The sequence below is a fragment of the Bacteroides propionicifaciens DSM 19291 = JCM 14649 genome, from assembly GCF_000375405.1.
In the GTDB taxonomy this organism is placed as follows: domain Bacteria; phylum Bacteroidota; class Bacteroidia; order Bacteroidales; family Bacteroidaceae; genus Bacteroides_E; species Bacteroides_E propionicifaciens.
On record NZ_AQWS01000013.1, the window covers coordinates 61396 to 76857 of the forward strand.

14 protein-coding genes are annotated in these 15462 nt (G+C 37.6%); 8 read left to right on the forward strand and 6 right to left on the reverse strand.

What is annotated here, in order from left to right; translation table 11 throughout:
- The first annotated feature begins 14 nt into the window (after positions 1–14).
- Positions 15–191: a histone H1-like protein Hc1 gene (locus B091_RS0105485; protein ID WP_018109007.1), complete on the forward strand. Its 177-nt coding sequence runs from the start codon at positions 15–17 to the stop codon at positions 189–191.
- A gap of 63 nt (positions 192–254) precedes the next feature.
- Here the strand turns inward: B091_RS0105485 and B091_RS0105490 are convergent, their stop codons facing one another.
- The gene (locus B091_RS0105490) at positions 255–1229 is read right to left on the reverse strand and encodes a lytic transglycosylase domain-containing protein (protein ID WP_155888268.1); all 975 of its coding nucleotides are present in this window, start codon (positions 1227–1229) and stop codon (positions 255–257) included.
- Positions 1230–1377: 148 nt separating this feature from the next.
- On the opposite strand from B091_RS0105490, the gene B091_RS0105500 reads away from it, so the two are divergent.
- Positions 1378–1635, forward strand: coding sequence for a GNAT family N-acetyltransferase (locus tag B091_RS0105500; RefSeq protein WP_018109010.1), 258 nt, complete (start codon positions 1378–1380; stop codon positions 1633–1635).
- A 4-nt stretch (positions 1636–1639) separates the two neighbouring features.
- On the opposite strand, the gene B091_RS0105505 is transcribed toward B091_RS0105500, so the two are convergent.
- Entirely contained in the window at positions 1640–2371 is a 732-nt protein-coding gene (locus B091_RS0105505; protein WP_018109011.1) for an SDR family NAD(P)-dependent oxidoreductase, read from the reverse strand.
- Positions 2372–2442: 71 nt separating this feature from the next.
- The gene (locus tag B091_RS0105510; protein ID WP_018109012.1) at positions 2443–3135 is read right to left on the reverse strand and encodes a NigD1/NigD2 family lipoprotein; all 693 of its coding nucleotides are present in this window, start codon (positions 3133–3135) and stop codon (positions 2443–2445) included.
- Positions 3136–3273: 138 nt separating this feature from the next.
- Here B091_RS0105510 and B091_RS0105515 point away from each other — a divergent pair, with 138 nt between their 5' ends.
- Both B091_RS0105515 and B091_RS12330 read left to right on the forward strand, forming a co-directional pair.
- Complete coding sequence (locus B091_RS0105515) at positions 3274–3825, forward strand: RNA polymerase sigma factor (protein ID WP_018109013.1); 552 nt, start codon at positions 3274–3276, stop codon at positions 3823–3825.
- A 48-nt stretch (positions 3826–3873) separates the two neighbouring features.
- On the forward strand, positions 3874–5172 hold the full coding sequence (locus B091_RS12330; RefSeq protein ID WP_018109014.1) for an outer membrane beta-barrel protein: 1299 nt from the start codon (positions 3874–3876) through the stop codon (positions 5170–5172).
- Positions 5173–5263: 91 nt separating this feature from the next.
- Here the strand turns inward: B091_RS12330 and mgtA are convergent, their stop codons facing one another.
- From mgtA to B091_RS0105535, 3 genes are all read right to left on the reverse strand, one after another.
- Positions 5264–7921 carry a magnesium-translocating P-type ATPase gene (gene mgtA / locus B091_RS0105525; RefSeq protein WP_018109015.1) on the reverse strand — a complete coding sequence of 886 codons (2658 nt, stop codon included), beginning with the start codon at positions 7919–7921 and terminating at the stop codon, positions 5264–5266.
- Between the two features lie 106 nt (positions 7922–8027).
- On the reverse strand, positions 8028–9395 hold the full coding sequence (locus tag B091_RS0105530) for a sensor histidine kinase (RefSeq protein ID WP_018109016.1): 1368 nt from the start codon (positions 9393–9395) through the stop codon (positions 8028–8030).
- A complete protein-coding gene (locus B091_RS0105535) occupies positions 9392–10078 on the reverse strand; it encodes a response regulator transcription factor (protein ID WP_018109017.1) in 687 nt (228 codons plus the stop codon). The genes B091_RS0105530 and B091_RS0105535 overlap by 4 nt, the downstream gene beginning before the upstream one ends.
- A gap of 380 nt (positions 10079–10458) precedes the next feature.
- On the opposite strand from B091_RS0105535, the gene B091_RS0105540 reads away from it, so the two are divergent.
- From B091_RS0105540 to B091_RS0105555, 4 genes are all read left to right on the forward strand, one after another.
- On the forward strand, positions 10459–11997 hold the full coding sequence (locus B091_RS0105540) for a trypsin-like peptidase domain-containing protein (RefSeq protein WP_018109018.1): 1539 nt from the start codon (positions 10459–10461) through the stop codon (positions 11995–11997).
- A gap of 167 nt (positions 11998–12164) precedes the next feature.
- Entirely contained in the window at positions 12165–13025 is an 861-nt protein-coding gene (locus B091_RS0105545) for a sigma-70 family RNA polymerase sigma factor (RefSeq protein ID WP_018109019.1), read from the forward strand.
- A gap of 94 nt (positions 13026–13119) precedes the next feature.
- A complete protein-coding gene (locus B091_RS0105550) occupies positions 13120–13521 on the forward strand; it encodes a hypothetical protein (RefSeq protein WP_018109020.1) in 402 nt (133 codons plus the stop codon).
- Positions 13522–13606: 85 nt separating this feature from the next.
- Positions 13607–14863: a clostripain-related cysteine peptidase gene (locus B091_RS0105555; protein WP_018109021.1), complete on the forward strand. Its 1257-nt coding sequence runs from the start codon at positions 13607–13609 to the stop codon at positions 14861–14863.
- Positions 14864–15462: the final 599 nt, after the last annotated feature.

The window sequence follows — 15462 nt, forward strand, 5'->3', positions numbered from 1 at the left end:
GTAATAAAATAATTATGAAAGAATTAGTTGAAAAAGTAGCAGGTCTAGTTAGTGAGTTTAACAAAGATGCTGCATCTCAAATTGAAAACGGTAACAAAGCTGCTGGTGTTAGAGCACGTAAAGCTTCTCTTGAAATTGAAAAAATCATGAAAGAGTTTCGTAAAGCTTCACTTGACGCATCTAAACAATAAGATCGCTTAAAATGGATTAAAAAGCCATTCCTTAATTATTAAGTGATGGCTTTTTTTATGCATTTAATTGGCTAGCCATCCTTGATAGTGTACTGGAGTTTTGCTCGGATTATAATAGAGACTCTCTTGTGATGGAATAAGAATTGTATAACTTTTTCCCGATTTGTTTTCGAGCGAGCGAGCTTTTAACCATGGGTTAGCCTCTTTTAATTCAGCATAGCTAATATCCTGTTCTTTTGCAAAAGCAACTAAGTCTGCTACGGGTTTGTTTATGACGACCTTTTTATATTCAACAGGTGGGTATAAGTCTTCACGATTCAAATAGAAGCCAAACTCTTTAGGATTTTTGAGAAACTGCTTTGCAGCTAATAGACGAAACATATATCTAGAGGTTTCTTGTACTAGCCAGAGATCGGCTGCATGCTCAACATCTTGTTTCTTTAGTTCGTTTGAGATTCTGCCTTGTCCTGCATTATACGAAGCCGCAGCTGTTAGCCAGTCTCCATATTTAGCGTACGCATCTTTAAGATATTTGCAAGCTGCCTTAGTCGACTTCTCGATATGGTATCTTTCGTCTACATTATTATTAACTTCTAGCCCATAGTCTTTACCAGTTCCTTTCATAAATTGCCAAAAACCTGCAGCACCAGCTGGAGAAACAGCAAATGGGTTCATGCTACTTTCAATCACCATTAGGTATTTTAAATCATCGGGTACTTGTGCTGCCTTAAGAATAGGCTCAATAATGGGGAAATATCTATTTGCTCTTTTAATCATCAGCATAGATGAGGAGTGCATATAGCTAAAAGCCATAAGTTCTCTATCCATTCGCTCTCTACGGTCAGCGCGCCTTAGATCTATCACCTCATTGGCATAACTTGCTGAGGTAGGAACAGAAGGAGGCATAAAGCCTTGCGAGTTTTGATGCTTTTCGGCTTTGAGGGTAGGTGATGGCGAATGACCTAAAAGCAGAGGCATGATAATAACTAAAGCTAGTAATGCACCTGAAAAATAATAGGGTCTATATTTTGCTAACATAAGTTTCATAGGCTTTGTGTTCTAAAGAAGTAGTTTTCTCCTACAAAACTAGCCAAAACTGTGATGGCCTGCAATTTAATATCTCCTAAAAGCAAACCTTTTACACTCATTAATGTTTCTTAGTATGATAAACTAAACCTGAAATTTTATGAATTATATAGTAGAACATAAACCAAGTATCAAGCGTTTTGAAGCAGATATTGAGGGGCAAGTGGCCTATGTAGAGTACACTCTTCATAACGATGAGTTTGATATTATTCATACCATTGTGCCTAAAGAGCTCGAAGGTCAAGGCATAGCAGCAAGAATCGTTAGTGAGGCTTATGCCTACGCTAAGGACGCAGGATACACTCTTAAGGCCTCTTGTTCTTATGCTAAGGTGTGGCTTAAGCGCCATCCTTTATAAGCCTTTACCTGTTTTTGACGGGTAGAATCTTCCAGAGTGAGGCTGGAATTAGTTTCCAGAAAAACACGATTACTTTATATCTCCAATCAATGATCACTCTGCGCTTTTTTCTGTCAAGTGCTTTATCTATTATTCTTGCCACTTTTTGAGGTTGCATTAATAATGGATAGCCTCCTCCACCTTTCAATAAATCGGTTTGTACAAAACCTGGTTTGATGTCGGTAAAAGTTATTTTGATCTTCTTGATACGGCTCAATTGTTCCAATGCATCGATATAGGTGTTCTGAAACCTCTTTGTGGCTGAGTATGCAGGTGCTACTCCAAGACCTTTAGTTCCAGCAATAGAGCTAATTATTGCGATATGCCCTTTTGTTTGAACCTCGAAATAATGAAACACAGTATCTATGAGCTGCGTAAAACCCACTACATTAGTTTTAGCGGTATTGATTTCTGTCTCAATAACTAGATTTGGGTTCTGGTATCCAATGCCTGAGCTATGCATATAGATGTCGAGTCCTCCGAGTCTTTCAATAAGTGAGACCAGTTTTTGTGGGGCATCTTCTTGCCTAATGTCGATAACTTCAAATTCAACTTGCTCAGGAAACTCTTTCTTAAAAGAAGAGAGTAGGTCTTGCCTTCTTCCGGCAATACCAACTCTCCAACCTTTTTGAATATATATTTTAGCTAGTTCATGCCCTATGCCCGATGTGGCGCCCATGATGATAATCTTCTTCATACTTTTATGCAATGCTAGTGATCAATGACTTATTGCAAAGTTAGGTAAGAAAAACAATATCTAGCTTAATTCTACTTTTTTATATATACAGCAGTCTCTTGTACACCAGAATAAATTGTTTTTGAAGTAATTGAAACCTCCTCTGCTGCTTTAACTAGATCATTGATTTCAGTAATAGGGAAGCTTATTATACCATTATTAATATAGGTGCTATTATCTTCACTGGCATCGTGAGTTAAATATAGCTTTAAGATTTTAGTATCTTCAATTTTGTTGTCCTTCGTAGCATAAAGCTGGATAGTATGATCCCATACACTGGGTTGGCCTATGTAGCTATACTTTAGCGTTAAAAATCCGTTGGCGATATAGGCTTCAGTGATGTTGATTCGATCACTTGCCTGAATTAGACCTTCTGCTGAGCTATCGTCTTGAGTAAATTCGACATTACCTGTTTCAACTTGTTGTAACATCTTGATCTTTGCTGTTAACTCCTTTTTTGAAGTGTTTTCGTCGAGTTCAGTAAACTGAATAAAAACTCTGTCATTGGTTTTGAGATCGTAAGCAACAAGGTTTTCAGGGTTGTTGGGGAATAACTTGTAACCCGAGTCTAGGTCAAAGTAGAGTGTGTTGATATCTCCCGTTTCAACCTGAACTGTTCCAATGGCCATGGGAGAATATTCATCGCCACTTCTTATACAACTTTGCAATCCCATAACAACGAGTGCTATGATTAGGTAGTGAGTTTGTTTAGTTAGACTTTTCATAACATATGCTTTTTGATTATAAAACGACTGATCGGTCGAAATACTGCATACCAATTATAATGCCCTTGATATAAAATGCTATATTGATGCAGTATTTTTAAGTTGAAAGCATTTTAGTAATAAACACGTGTTTCATTAATGGAAGAATTAGAGCTATCTAAGCTTTGCCTGAGTCACGATACAAAAGCTCAACAAATGTTATATGAGCAATACTCAGATCGCTTGTATGCGATATGTATTCGTTACGCGGGTGATCGCGATATTGCACAAGATTTACTACACGATGGTTTTATTAAGATATTAAGTTCGTTTGATAAATTTACTTGGCTAGGAGAAGGCTCTCTACGTGCCTGGATGGATCGGATTATTGTTAATACAGCCTTACAATATCTACGAGACAAGAAAAGAGCTGGTTATGAAGTTGAGTTTGATCAAGTTTCAGAGAATAACTTCGATCATTCCGATTCGGCAGATGTAGATGTTGTCCCCCAAAAAGTATTATTTGAGTTCATAAAAGAGCTTCCTGATGGATACCGAACAGTGTTCAACCTTTATGTCTTAGAAGATAAGTCGCATAAAGAGATTGGTGAGCTACTAGGAATCAACGAACGGTCTTCCGCTTCACAGTTGTTTAGAGCAAAAAAAGTTCTAGCCGAGAGGGTCAATAGCTGGTTGAAGAATAACGCTTAGTCTTGTAGTAAATGTTTAAGTTTGAAAATTGAATAAAAGGTATATTCTATGAATAGTGAAGATAAATGGTTAAAACAAATAAAGGATAAGGTTGAGGGGCATCGTGAAGAAGCACCTGTTGCACTCTGGAGCAAGATTGCAGCCGACTTGCCTTTATCAAATGCACCGACCAAAACTATTCCTTTTTATCAAAAGTCCAAATTTTGGTTAGCTGCTGCTGTGTTGCTCGTAGGAGTCTCTTCCATCGCTCTTCTTTGGCAGCAAGATGGAGCTGTTTTGCAAGACACTCCTCAAAAAGTATACGTAGCACAAGATTCCTATCTTAATACTGTGCTTAATAAGCTAGAAGAGACGAATCAACTTTCTTCAGAGTACGCTGATTTATCTCATGCTTCAACTCCTCAGATTTCAAGTACTGTTAACTCAGACCTTAAACCTGCTCTTTTGGCTTCACACACTAGTTTTAAACCAGAGAAGGCTGATCATACTCTTGCTGTGAATAATGATATTTCAGATGTAGAAGAAGCGGTGGATCAGCAGAGTCCCAAAGAGTTTAGCGATCAAGAAACTGATGCTCAAGAGAACGTTAATCGTGATCAATCTCGTTCTGGTAAAAAATATGATGATTTATATGCGCACTTACGGGCATCAAATCATTCTAGTGATGATGTAGCTAAAACTGCTCCGTCGAAACTAAGCTTGCATGCTGGTGGAACAGGTAAGATTCTAGGTGGTGGAGTATCGGGTGTTGAAACGAATAGTTTTTATAGAGAGGCTAGTTTGGATTCGTTCGTTTTGCCTAACTCAATTGACCCAAATAAAAAAACGGAGATGTTTATACGCGACGGCTTACCTTATATTAAGGATGAAGTCAAAGTCAATGACTATAAACACAATCAACCTATCTCGTTTGGTTTAAGTTATAGTTATGCTCTAAATAAATACTTAGCATTAGAGTCGGGCTTGGTTTATACTTATCTCTCTTCTGATGTAACTGAGGTTGCAACCCAAGAGAGATTTAAACAAAAGTTTCATTACCTAGGTATTCCTATTAAGCTTTATTGGAGCTTCTTTAATCATAATAATTTTTCACTCTATGCCTCGGGTGGTGGAATGGTCGAAGTTGCTGTTGCAGGGAAGGTAGCTGGTGAGAATAAACGCCCTACAAGACCCCAGTTTTCTGTCTTGGCAGGTGTTGGAGCACAGTATTCGTTCTCTAGAGTATTTGGATTGTATATCGAGCCTGGTGTAGCTTATTATTTTAACGATGGCTCTCATATTGAGACAATCAGAACGGAGAAACCATTCAATTTTAATTTAAATGCTGGAGTTAGGTTGACTTTCTAAACAAACTGCATAATACCTTACATAATATTAATCCCCCTTTACTGAGTAATCAATAGAGGGGGATTATTTATTTAACTTGGTTATAGTGTTTTTATAACCAGCTATGGAACTTCTTGATATACCACTGTTTTACAACTTGAGTAAGAACTCCGTAAGCTATAAGGATAGCCATTAGCCAAGGGAAGTAGCTCCAAGGTAGTGGAACAAGTCCGATGCTTGAACCCAATCCTGTGAAAGGTAATATAAGTCCTATCACACAGATTGCTAGTGTTAAGCTTGTTACAGGCCATGACGCGTTGCTTTGTAGGAATGGGATCTTACGAGTACGAATCATATGTACAATTAAAGTTTGTGATAGAAGTCCCTCAACAAACCATGCAGATTGGAAGAAGGCTTGCTTCTCTGGTGTGTTATAAGCAAATACGGTCCACAAAATGATAAACGTTAGAATGTCAAATACCGAGCTGATTGGGCCAATATAAAGCATGAACTTTTTTAAGTCTGAGGCATCCCACTTTTTAGGCTTTCTCAAATACTCTTCGTCCATGGTGTCAAAAGGAATAGTCGATTGTGATACATCATATAGTAAGTTTTGCACCAGTAAGTGAATTGGTAGCATAGGTAAGAAAGGCAAAAATGCACTTGCTCCCAGCACACTAAACATGTTACCAAAGTTCGAACTCGCAGTCATCTTGATATACTTAATAATGTTTCCAAATGTCTTTCTTCCCTCAATAACCCCATCCTCGAGAACCATAAGATCTTTTTCGAGTAAGATAATATCGGCACTCTCTTTGGCAATATCTACAGCATTCTCTACTGAAATACCTACGTCCGATTGTCTTAGTGCGGCTGCATCGTTGATTCCGTCACCTAAGAAGCCAACCGTATTGTCGAGCTCTTGGAGCAATCGGATAATCCGAGTCTTTTGCATTGGTGCCAACTTAGAAAACACTGTAGTAATCATTAATACCTCTTTGAGCTGATCATCTGTCATCTCTTCAACTTGCATACCGTTGAGTGAATGGGAGGTGTCAATACCCACTTGTCGGCATATCGTTTTTACTACAGCTTCATTATCACCAGATAATACTTTAACCTCTACACCGTGGTGATGAAGTTTTTGAATAGCACTTGCTGTTGATGGTTTTGGGGGATCAAGAAAGGCAAGGAATCCGATAAGTACCATGTCCGATTCATCTTCTACGGCAAAGTCTTTATCCTTGGTTATCCAGCTTTTTTGTGCAATGGCCAGCACCCTCATCCCTTCGGCATTAAGCTGGTTACATACGGCTAGAGCTTTATCTTCAAGTTCTTTGGACAATTCATACACTTGTCCTTTATACTCCACATGGGAGCAAGCTGTAAGCATTTCTTCAACTGCTCCTTTTGTTACAATCTGTCTTTTTCCTGCTTTGTCTTCTAGGATAACGGAGAGGCGTCGGCGGTTAAAATCGAAAGGAATCTCGTCAATTTTTATGTAGTTGTCGCGCACATATTGCAGGTCTTGCTCTTCAACATGTGATAGAATAGCTCTATCAATAAGGTTTCTTAGTCCTGTTTGGAAGTAGCTGTTTAAGTAGGCATGTCGCAATACCCGTTGATCTATATCCTCTTCGCCCTCGACATTTATATGCTTTTCGAGCAAAACTTCATCTCGAGTTAGTGTACCTGTTTTGTCGGTGCAAAGAATGTTCATTGCACCAAAGTTCTGGATGGAGTTCAGATTCTTTACAATTGTTTTCTTCTTGGCCATGGCGATTGTACCCTTCGAAAGGTTTGCTGTAACAATCATAGGTAGCATTTCGGGTGTTAACCCCACTGCTATAGAGATTGCAAATAAGAAAGCATCAAACCAGTCGCCTTTAGTAATTCCGTTAATTAGGAATACAAAGGGAACCATTACGATCATAAAGCGAATAAGTAGTAAACTAACGTTGCTCACACCTTTATCGAATGCTGTTTGAGCTCGAATTCCTACAATAGACTTGGCAATCGTACCTAAGTAAGTATCATTTCCGGTTTGAATAACTATTGCTTTGGCATAACCACTGATAACATTAGAACCCATGAAACAAATATTATCTAAGTCGATTACGCTACCTCTTTTTGTTGTATTAAGTTGTTCCGTAGGAAATTTTTCTACACCGTCCGATTCTCCTGTCAGTGAAGATTGTCCAACAAAAAGGTCTTTGCACTCAATAACCCTAACGTCGGCAGGGATCATATCACCAGCCGATAGGTAGATAATATCTCCAGGCACTATATCTCTCATATCAACCTCCTGACTATGGCGATTGCCATCTCGATAGACAGAAGCTGTATTAGTCACAAGTTTTTGTAGGGATGATGAGGCTTTGTTCGATTTTAGTTCTTGGGTAAACTTTAAAATAGCACTAAATACTACCATAATAGTAATCACAGCTACACTTGTCCACTCTTGCTCTGTTGGCGGAGCCATAATAACATCAATTACAAGCGAGACAATGGCTAAAACCATCAACACCCCAATAAAAGGATTGATAAATGCTCTAATAAAAAGCATAAGTGGGTGAGTCGTTTTTTCACGAACCACTTCGTTTATCCCATACTCTTTTAAACGTTCATTAATGATGTCTTGACTCAGGCCGCCAGGTTGAGTTTCAAAATAATCATAAACTTGCCGTAGGGGTTGTGCAGAAGCTAAAAAAACTTTTTCTGCATTGAAGTGAGATTCTTCACTTTTTCTTTTTCTGAATATTCTCCACATAGCATTTTTCTTTACATCATTAATAACTATCAGCAAAAGTACTGCTTCGGCTATAAAATGATAAACAACTGCTATTAGAAAAGTATTAGAAAATGTTGGTAATAATTTATATATGGGGTAATTCCACTGAAAATGTGGTTCCTACATTGACTTCTGATAATACTGTAAGTCTCCCATTAAACTGTTTGAAAACGCGTTGGCAAAGTGCCATGCCGATGCCATAACCTTTTATATGTCTATTATTAGGAGCTCTATAAAAAGGTTCGAATATTTTAGACATCAGCTCTTTTGGTATACCATGACCCGTATCCGAGAATTTAATGTAAATACTTTTATCCCAAACCGAGACTTGAATAAGAGATCGGTGGTTGTCAGAGAACTTGCAGTTGTTTTCAATCAAATTGCAAAACGCTGTTCTTAGCAAATACCCATTGGCATTCACCGTTAGATGATCTTCCTCTTCGGGCAGTTCCTCAAAGATTAAATCGATTTTATAGTCTGCATTAGATTTTAGAATCATCGATCTTGCATCAACAAGCAATTCATCAACTCTTACGGGTTTTACATTGACTTGATCGGATAGATAACCCGATTTGGCTAGGTCAAGCAGTCCATTGGTTAGCTTAATAATGTCGTTGGTGTCGTTTAATGCATTTGTTATGGCGAGTTTAAATTCCTCTGGAGAAGTTGCTTGTAATAAGGCAATATCTAGCTCAGCTATTAGGGCTGCTAGTGGGGTGCGTAGTTCGTGCGAAATACTATTCATCAGATGGCGTTGCGATTGAAATGAGTATTCTAGTCTGTCGAGCATCTCGTTGAAAGTGATACTTAGCTCACCGAGTTCATCTTTAGGATTAATGACAGGTACACGAAGTTTAAGTCGTGATGCAGTGATGTGACGCACTTGATTGACGATATTGCGCATGGGGTTTAGAGCGGCCTTGGCAAAGTAGTAGCTCAGAATAAAGAGAATAATAATATTAAGTAGTGCTGAAGATAATAAGATTAGGGCTAAAGTTCGTTGTTTAGCAAGTCCGTAGCCATCATAGGCAGCCGCAGTTACGAGATATGTCTGCTGATTTAGCTCAAATTTCAAGCCGATACCCTCATAGTTGCCTATCCTAAATTTTATCGTATCGTTTTTGATAATCTCTTTAAACATCTGGGGCGTCTCCTTAACAATATCAATCTCTACAGCATCATGATATATCATTTTCTCCTCTAGATTATAGATTGCCACTTCTATTTCATTAATCAACTCTCTATTATTCTGATAGATTAGCTGCATAACCTCAGGATCAACTTGGTGATTTAGTACCAGGTTCGCCTTTGTGATTGCCTCTTTTGTCAGGGTTCGATAGAATTCTTTTTGTCTACTCTTTTCGGAGAAGTAGTAGACGGATCCCAAGATAATTAGGAGTACAAGTGCTGTTGCTGATGCAAAATTGAGGGCTAGCTTACTTCGTATTTTCATGGTTGGCTTGTTAAAATAAAACCTAGTCCTGGTCTTGTGTGGATAAGCTTTGTAGCGAAAGGTTTATCAACCTTATTTCTTAAGTAACTCACATACACATCTATAAAATTGGTACCCGTGTCAAAGTATGTTTCCCAAACTTTTTCTGCTATTTCGGTTCTCGATAGTACACGCTCAGCATTTGCTACCATGTAGTGTAGCAATTGATACTCTTTGGGTGATAGCTTAATCTTAACCCCATCTCTAATAGCTATTTTTTCATCATCATTCAGGGTAAGGTCTTGATAGCTGTTTGTTTGTTTATTTGTATCATTTTGTTCTAGCTTTCTGCGTAGCAACACTTTTATGCGTGCATCAAGTTCTCTTAGATCAAAGGGTTTGACCATATAATCGTCTGCACCCGAATCAAACCCCTCAAGCTTGTCGTCCGTAGTGCCTAGAGCTGTAAGCATGAGTATCGGAGTTAGTTTGTCATTTTGACGTATTCTTTTGCTCACCTCTAAACCATTGATGGTGGGGAGCATAATGTCACAAATCACCAAGTCTATGTTGCCTTCATTAAATTTGATGAGTCCTTCATCTCCATCATAGGCTACATCAACCTTGTATCCCAGTTGAATCAGTCCCTTTTGAGTAAGTTGAGCAACTCTTTTTTCGTCTTCAATAATTAATACTTGTATCATGAGTATGTCATATATGCATATTAGCCATATAGTTACGGCTATTTTGTCACTAAAATACAATAATAAATCAATTTATCTGCACTTAATGGCTTTGGTATATCTTTTGCTTTTGATCAGTTAATGTTTTAAACTTGTTGTTTTATTAAGTTGGAAGTGTTTGTTCCTATCTTAAATGATTAAGCTAAACTAAAATTCAACTGACTAGTTATTTATGATAAATTACTGAAACAACGAGTTTTAAATACAATTAATAGAATACATAGTACTGTTAATGTGTTGTAAATAAATAGTTGATTGTAATCTGTTTATAAACTATAATCGTTACATTAACAGTTAAGTGTTAAATAAAAATTAGATGTTAATATAAAGAGTGGTATATTATGAAAGAAGTCTTTAAAAAAGTACTGGGTATAGGAGCAGTAGCTCTATTAAGCGCTGGTGTAGCTGGGTATACAGCTTACTCAATAGCTGATCGTTCTCAACCCGATGTGCAATCTAGCTCATATTTTAGTGAGGTTTTTACGAATAGTCCTGGAGTGCAAATGGCCTCCTTTAATACTAGTCAGAGTCAACCAGTTGACTTGACCGATGCAGCCGAGAAGTCTTTGCATGCTGTAGTACATATCAAATCTACTCAGCATTCTAAGGTGAAAAACATGAGACGTGCTCCCGATATTTTCGATTACTTCTTCGGTTATGATGGCAGAGGAGGTGGTCCACAGCAACAGGTTCAAACACAACCACGAGTGGGTTTTGGATCGGGTGTGATTATTTCTACTGATGGATATATTGTAACAAACAACCACGTTATTGATGGTGCCGATGAAATAAGCGTTCGTCTAAATGATAATCGTGATTACATAGGACGTGTTATTGGTACAGATCCAAGTACCGATTTAGCATTAGTGAAAATTGAAGCTGAAGATTTACCGACACTATATATTGGTGATTCTGATGCCTTAAAAGTTGGCGAGTGGGTTTTAGCTGTTGGTAATCCCTTCAATCTAACTTCTACGGTTACTGCAGGTATCGTTAGTGCAAAAGCTCGTACCTTAGGCGTATATAGTGGGGGGATAGAATCTTTTATTCAGACTGATGCAGCAATTAATCAAGGAAATAGCGGAGGAGCTTTAGTAAATGTTCGTGGTGAGCTTGTGGGGATAAACTCAGTACTTTCTTCACCAACTGGGGCTTATGCAGGGTATGGGTTTGCCATTCCTACCTCAATTATGACTAAAGTTGTAGCCGATTTGAAACAATTTGGAGCTGTTCAGCGTGCAGTGCTAGGTATTATGGGTTCATCAATCACGGATGCCAGATTTGCTAATGCTGAGGCTAGTAAGGAGTTCGAAAACAAAATGAGAGACTTGGGTGTTGTTGATGGTGTTATTGTAGCTGAAGTCCTAGAGAATGGTTCTGCAGCATCTGCTGACATTAAAGTAGATGATGTGATTGTTGGAATCGAAGGAAAGAAAGTAACCAATATGGCTGGGCTACAAGAGGCTCTAGCTAAACATCGTCCTGGTGACAAAGTTTCCGTTAAATTAGTGCGCGACAAGAAAGAAAAAGTGATTTCTGTAGAGTTAAAGAATGCGCAAGGTACAACTAAAGTTGTTAAGAAGTCGGGCATGGAAGTCTTAGGTGCTGCATTTGTCGAATTATCTGATGATGTAAAACAACAACTGCGTCTTCGCGGAGGAATCCAAGTTACAGGTGTTGAATCAGGCAAAATGAGTGATGCTGGAGTGCGTAAAGGTTTTATTATCCTGACAGCTAATGGAGTAAGAATTAATCAGGTGAGTGATCTTGAAAAAGTATTGCAGTCAGCACTTAAAACTCCTGAACAAGTAATTTTCTTAACTGGTATGTTCCCTTCTGGTAAGAGAGTTAACTATGCTGTAAACCTAGCTGAAGATTAAAATAGGCTTTAATCCTAAGACAATTGTTAATATTAAGGTCAACAGTCAACCTGTTGACCTTAATATTGTTATATATGTTAAGTAAGTTGAATAGAAAAGATATAGATTCAAAATTTTATTTGTAGTTTTAAGTTTATATCTTTGCAAACCAAATCTGTTTTATAAGAATGAGACAATTAAAAATAACTAAAAGCATCACCAATAGGGAGAGTGCTTCACTAGATAAGTATCTACAAGAGATTGGTCGTGAAGACTTAATCACTGTAGAAGAAGAAGTGGAGTTAGCTCAACGTATTAAACAAGGTGATCGTATAGCTCTAGAAAAGCTAACCAAAGCTAATTTACGTTTTGTGGTTTCTGTTGCGAAGCAGTATCAAAATCAAGGCTTAAGCTTACCCGACTTAATTAATGAAGGTAATTTAGGTTTGATTAAGGCTGCCGAAAAGTTTGATGAAACTAGAGGTTTTAAGTTTATCAGTTATGCTGTGTGGTGGATTCGTCAATCTATTTTGCAAGCATTGGCTGAGCAATCTCGTATTGTCAGATTACCTCTAAACCAAGTTGGTTCTTTAAATAAAATCAGCAAAGCTTTTGCAAAGTTTGAGCAAGAAAATGAGCGTAAACCTTCTCCACAAGAGTTGGCAGATGAATTGGATATGCCTGTTGATAAGGTGACTGATACTTTAAAAGTATCGGGACGTCACATTTCTGTTGATGCTCCTTTTGTTGAAGGGGAAGACAATAGCTTGCTTGATGTACTTGTTAATGATGATTCTCCGATGGCGGATCGTTCATTAGTAAATGAGTCTCTTTGCGAAGAGATTGATCGCGCACTGTCTACATTAGAAGATAGAGAAAAACAAATCATCAAAATGTTCTTTGGGATAGGTTGTCAGGAGATGACTCTTGAAGAAATAGGTGACAAGTTTGGCTTGACTCGTGAGCGTGTACGTCAGATTAAAGAAAAGGCAATTCGCAGATTACGTCAAAATAATCGTAGTAAACTGCTAAAATCTTACTTAGGTTGATTTAGACTTAAAGTGGTGAATAAGAAATATAAAAGCTGGTGTCTGTTTGATACCAGCTTTTTTATTTATATTTGTAACAAACATAAATTGAAATATGAAGTTATTTAGAACAATTGCTACGTTTGCCTTAATAGTGACACTGTCATTGACGGCTGTAGCTCAGAAGAAGAACAAGGGGGTATACCTTTTTGGTGTTTCTTCTGCCTTTACTGATACAGTAGCCTATTTTACCACGGTGCAGTATCTTGATACTGTAAGTTTGACTAAAGCTGGTTTATTGCCGTTTACACCCAATTATAGTTCTCAGCTTGAAAACTACTTGGAGGTAATGCAGAATGAATCAAAGCAAACAGCTGCTATCTTTTATAGTCCTACTAAGAAAAAAATAGATAAAGAGCGTTCAAAATTAATGAACCGATATCGTAAAAAGAACAAATTTAATGTTAAAGCACTTCCTGCTGAAGACTTCACTTTTACACCTTTAGATATAGAATAACTTAAACTATTATAAACTTTTTACATCCTTAGAACAACCCGATTTCGCGGCTTGTTCTAAGGATGTTTTGTTCTAAAATTAATTTATGAAGACTAATAGAATACTAATATTGCTATCCTTACTGTTTTTTATTATTACTGCTTGTGGTGATAATGAGTCTAGTTATCAGGTAGATAGATATGAGAAGAGTACCAGACGTACGGTTCTCATTTACATGGCAGCAGCCAATAGCCTTGGAGGTGAGGGCCGTAATCACTTTGACATATCCGACCTTGATGAGATGGTTGCTGGACTGAAATATGTCTCAAATAAAGATTTAGTGAATGCTAATGTTTTGGTGTATCATGAGAGAGGGCGTGGTGATTTGTCAGGATACAAAAATCAGCGAGTCAATCCTAAATTGTACCGACTAATAAAAAACCCCAAGACGAATAAAGGCGAATTAATTGAAATAAAAGAATATCCAATTCAGTTATCGACTGATCCTAAGGTGATGGGACAAGTGTTTGCTGATGCTTATACTACTTACCCAAGTGCTAGCTATGGTCTAGTGATGTGGTCGCATGCTGATGGTTGGTTAGAAGACTCGCCCAGACCGACTAGTCGGTGGATTGGTGAAGATATTAATGAAGGAGTATCCTATAAAATGGATATTCTCGATTTTAAAGAAGCTTTGCGTCGTGCACCTTATTTGGATTTTATTTTTTACGACTTGTGTTTGATGCAAACCGCAGAGGTTGCTTACGAGCTTAAGGATAGAGCAATCTATAGCTTAGGGTCACCTGCTGAAATTCCAGGACCAGGTTCTCCTTACGATAAAATGGTACCTATTTATTTCCAGTCGAATAGATGGATTGTCAATGATTTAGCCAATACATATTATTATCATTACAAAGAGAGCTATACAGGGAAAAGTTTTGGGAATGATGACTGGAAAGGTGGTGTTTCAATCTCTGTATTTGATCTTAGGGCAGCTAAAGATTTTGCCGATGCAACATTAGAGCTATTAGATCAAAAGAAAGTGCGTTATACCGATTTGGCTTCTTCTGATGTCTTTTATTATGATCCACGCCGAAATGGCAAATATTATTATACGGATATAATTGACGTACTCAAGAAGTCGGGTGTTGCTCAAAGCCCTGATTGGACCGCAGCTTTTAATCGTTTTGTGACCTATTATGAGACTACTGACACAAACTATAGCGGTGTAACTGGTCAGGATTTCCCAATGAAGGGCTCGAATGGAATCTCTATGTATATCCCCAGAAAGTCTAGTAGTTACTATACTGAAAATGAATATTACAAGAAATTGGCTTGGGGTAAACTGATGATGGGTTACTAGCTTTAGTTTTATTATAATCAATAGTTTTTAGTTAGCCCCTATAAAAACACTACTTTTAAAATAAAATGAGCTACTCGCTTTAGTGTTCCGACCTACTCGGAGCCCTCAAGCGAGTAGCTCATTTTATATTTCCACCGTAGTGGTTTTACTGCAACAGTGCAGTCAAAAAATAAACTTTATATAATAAGGAGTAGTAAAGGAGGGATAGTGGCACTATTGAAAACCATGTAAAATTATTTCACTTGCTAACCTCCGGGTTAATAGAGTTTTACGAAATAATGAACCAAAAGCCTTATAAATAAGTTCTATATTACTTGGAATTCGCAATCCTATGCTATACTTTTGCACTCGCTTTGTAAGAGACAAGGCCTCGAGGTTAAGGCCACGAGAAAATGACATACTGGCAGAAAAGAAGTTTTTCGAATTTCAGGTTAGAAGCTTGCTAAAGCGAGTTTTATTTACTATATTAGTAAGCTGACCCGAAACGAAAAGAGTCAAGAAAAACTTTTTCAATTATTCTTCCAAATGATTTGGATAATAAAAAGAAAAGGTTTACTTTTGCACTCGCTTCTGAAAAGTCAGGAGGTTTAAAAAGATAA

Excerpts from the sequence above, each read along its gene's own strand:
- B091_RS0105485 (WP_018109007.1), top strand. The coding sequence starts at position 15 with ATGAAAGAATTAGTTGAAAAAGTAGCAGGTCTAGTTAGTGAGTTTAAC.
- B091_RS0105490 (WP_155888268.1), bottom strand. The coding sequence starts at position 1,229 with ATGTTAGCAAAATATAGACCCTATTATTTTTCAGGTGCATTACTAGCT.
- B091_RS0105500 (WP_018109010.1), top strand. The coding sequence starts at position 1,378 with ATGAATTATATAGTAGAACATAAACCAAGTATCAAGCGTTTTGAAGCA.
- B091_RS0105505 (WP_018109011.1), bottom strand. The coding sequence starts at position 2,371 with ATGAAGAAGATTATCATCATGGGCGCCACATCGGGCATAGGGCATGAA.
- B091_RS0105510 (WP_018109012.1), bottom strand. The coding sequence starts at position 3,135 with ATGAAAAGTCTAACTAAACAAACTCACTACCTAATCATAGCACTCGTT.
- B091_RS0105515 (WP_018109013.1), top strand. The coding sequence starts at position 3,274 with ATGGAAGAATTAGAGCTATCTAAGCTTTGCCTGAGTCACGATACAAAA.
- B091_RS12330 (WP_018109014.1), top strand. The coding sequence starts at position 3,874 with ATGAATAGTGAAGATAAATGGTTAAAACAAATAAAGGATAAGGTTGAG.
- mgtA (WP_018109015.1), bottom strand. The coding sequence starts at position 7,921 with ATGTGGAGAATATTCAGAAAAAGAAAAAGTGAAGAATCTCACTTCAAT.
- B091_RS0105530 (WP_018109016.1), bottom strand. The coding sequence starts at position 9,395 with ATGAAAATACGAAGTAAGCTAGCCCTCAATTTTGCATCAGCAACAGCA.
- B091_RS0105535 (WP_018109017.1), bottom strand. The coding sequence starts at position 10,078 with ATGATACAAGTATTAATTATTGAAGACGAAAAAAGAGTTGCTCAACTT.
- B091_RS0105540 (WP_018109018.1), top strand. The coding sequence starts at position 10,459 with ATGAAAGAAGTCTTTAAAAAAGTACTGGGTATAGGAGCAGTAGCTCTA.
- B091_RS0105545 (WP_018109019.1), top strand. The coding sequence starts at position 12,165 with ATGAGACAATTAAAAATAACTAAAAGCATCACCAATAGGGAGAGTGCT.
- B091_RS0105550 (WP_018109020.1), top strand. The coding sequence starts at position 13,120 with ATGAAGTTATTTAGAACAATTGCTACGTTTGCCTTAATAGTGACACTG.
- B091_RS0105555 (WP_018109021.1), top strand. The coding sequence starts at position 13,607 with ATGAAGACTAATAGAATACTAATATTGCTATCCTTACTGTTTTTTATT.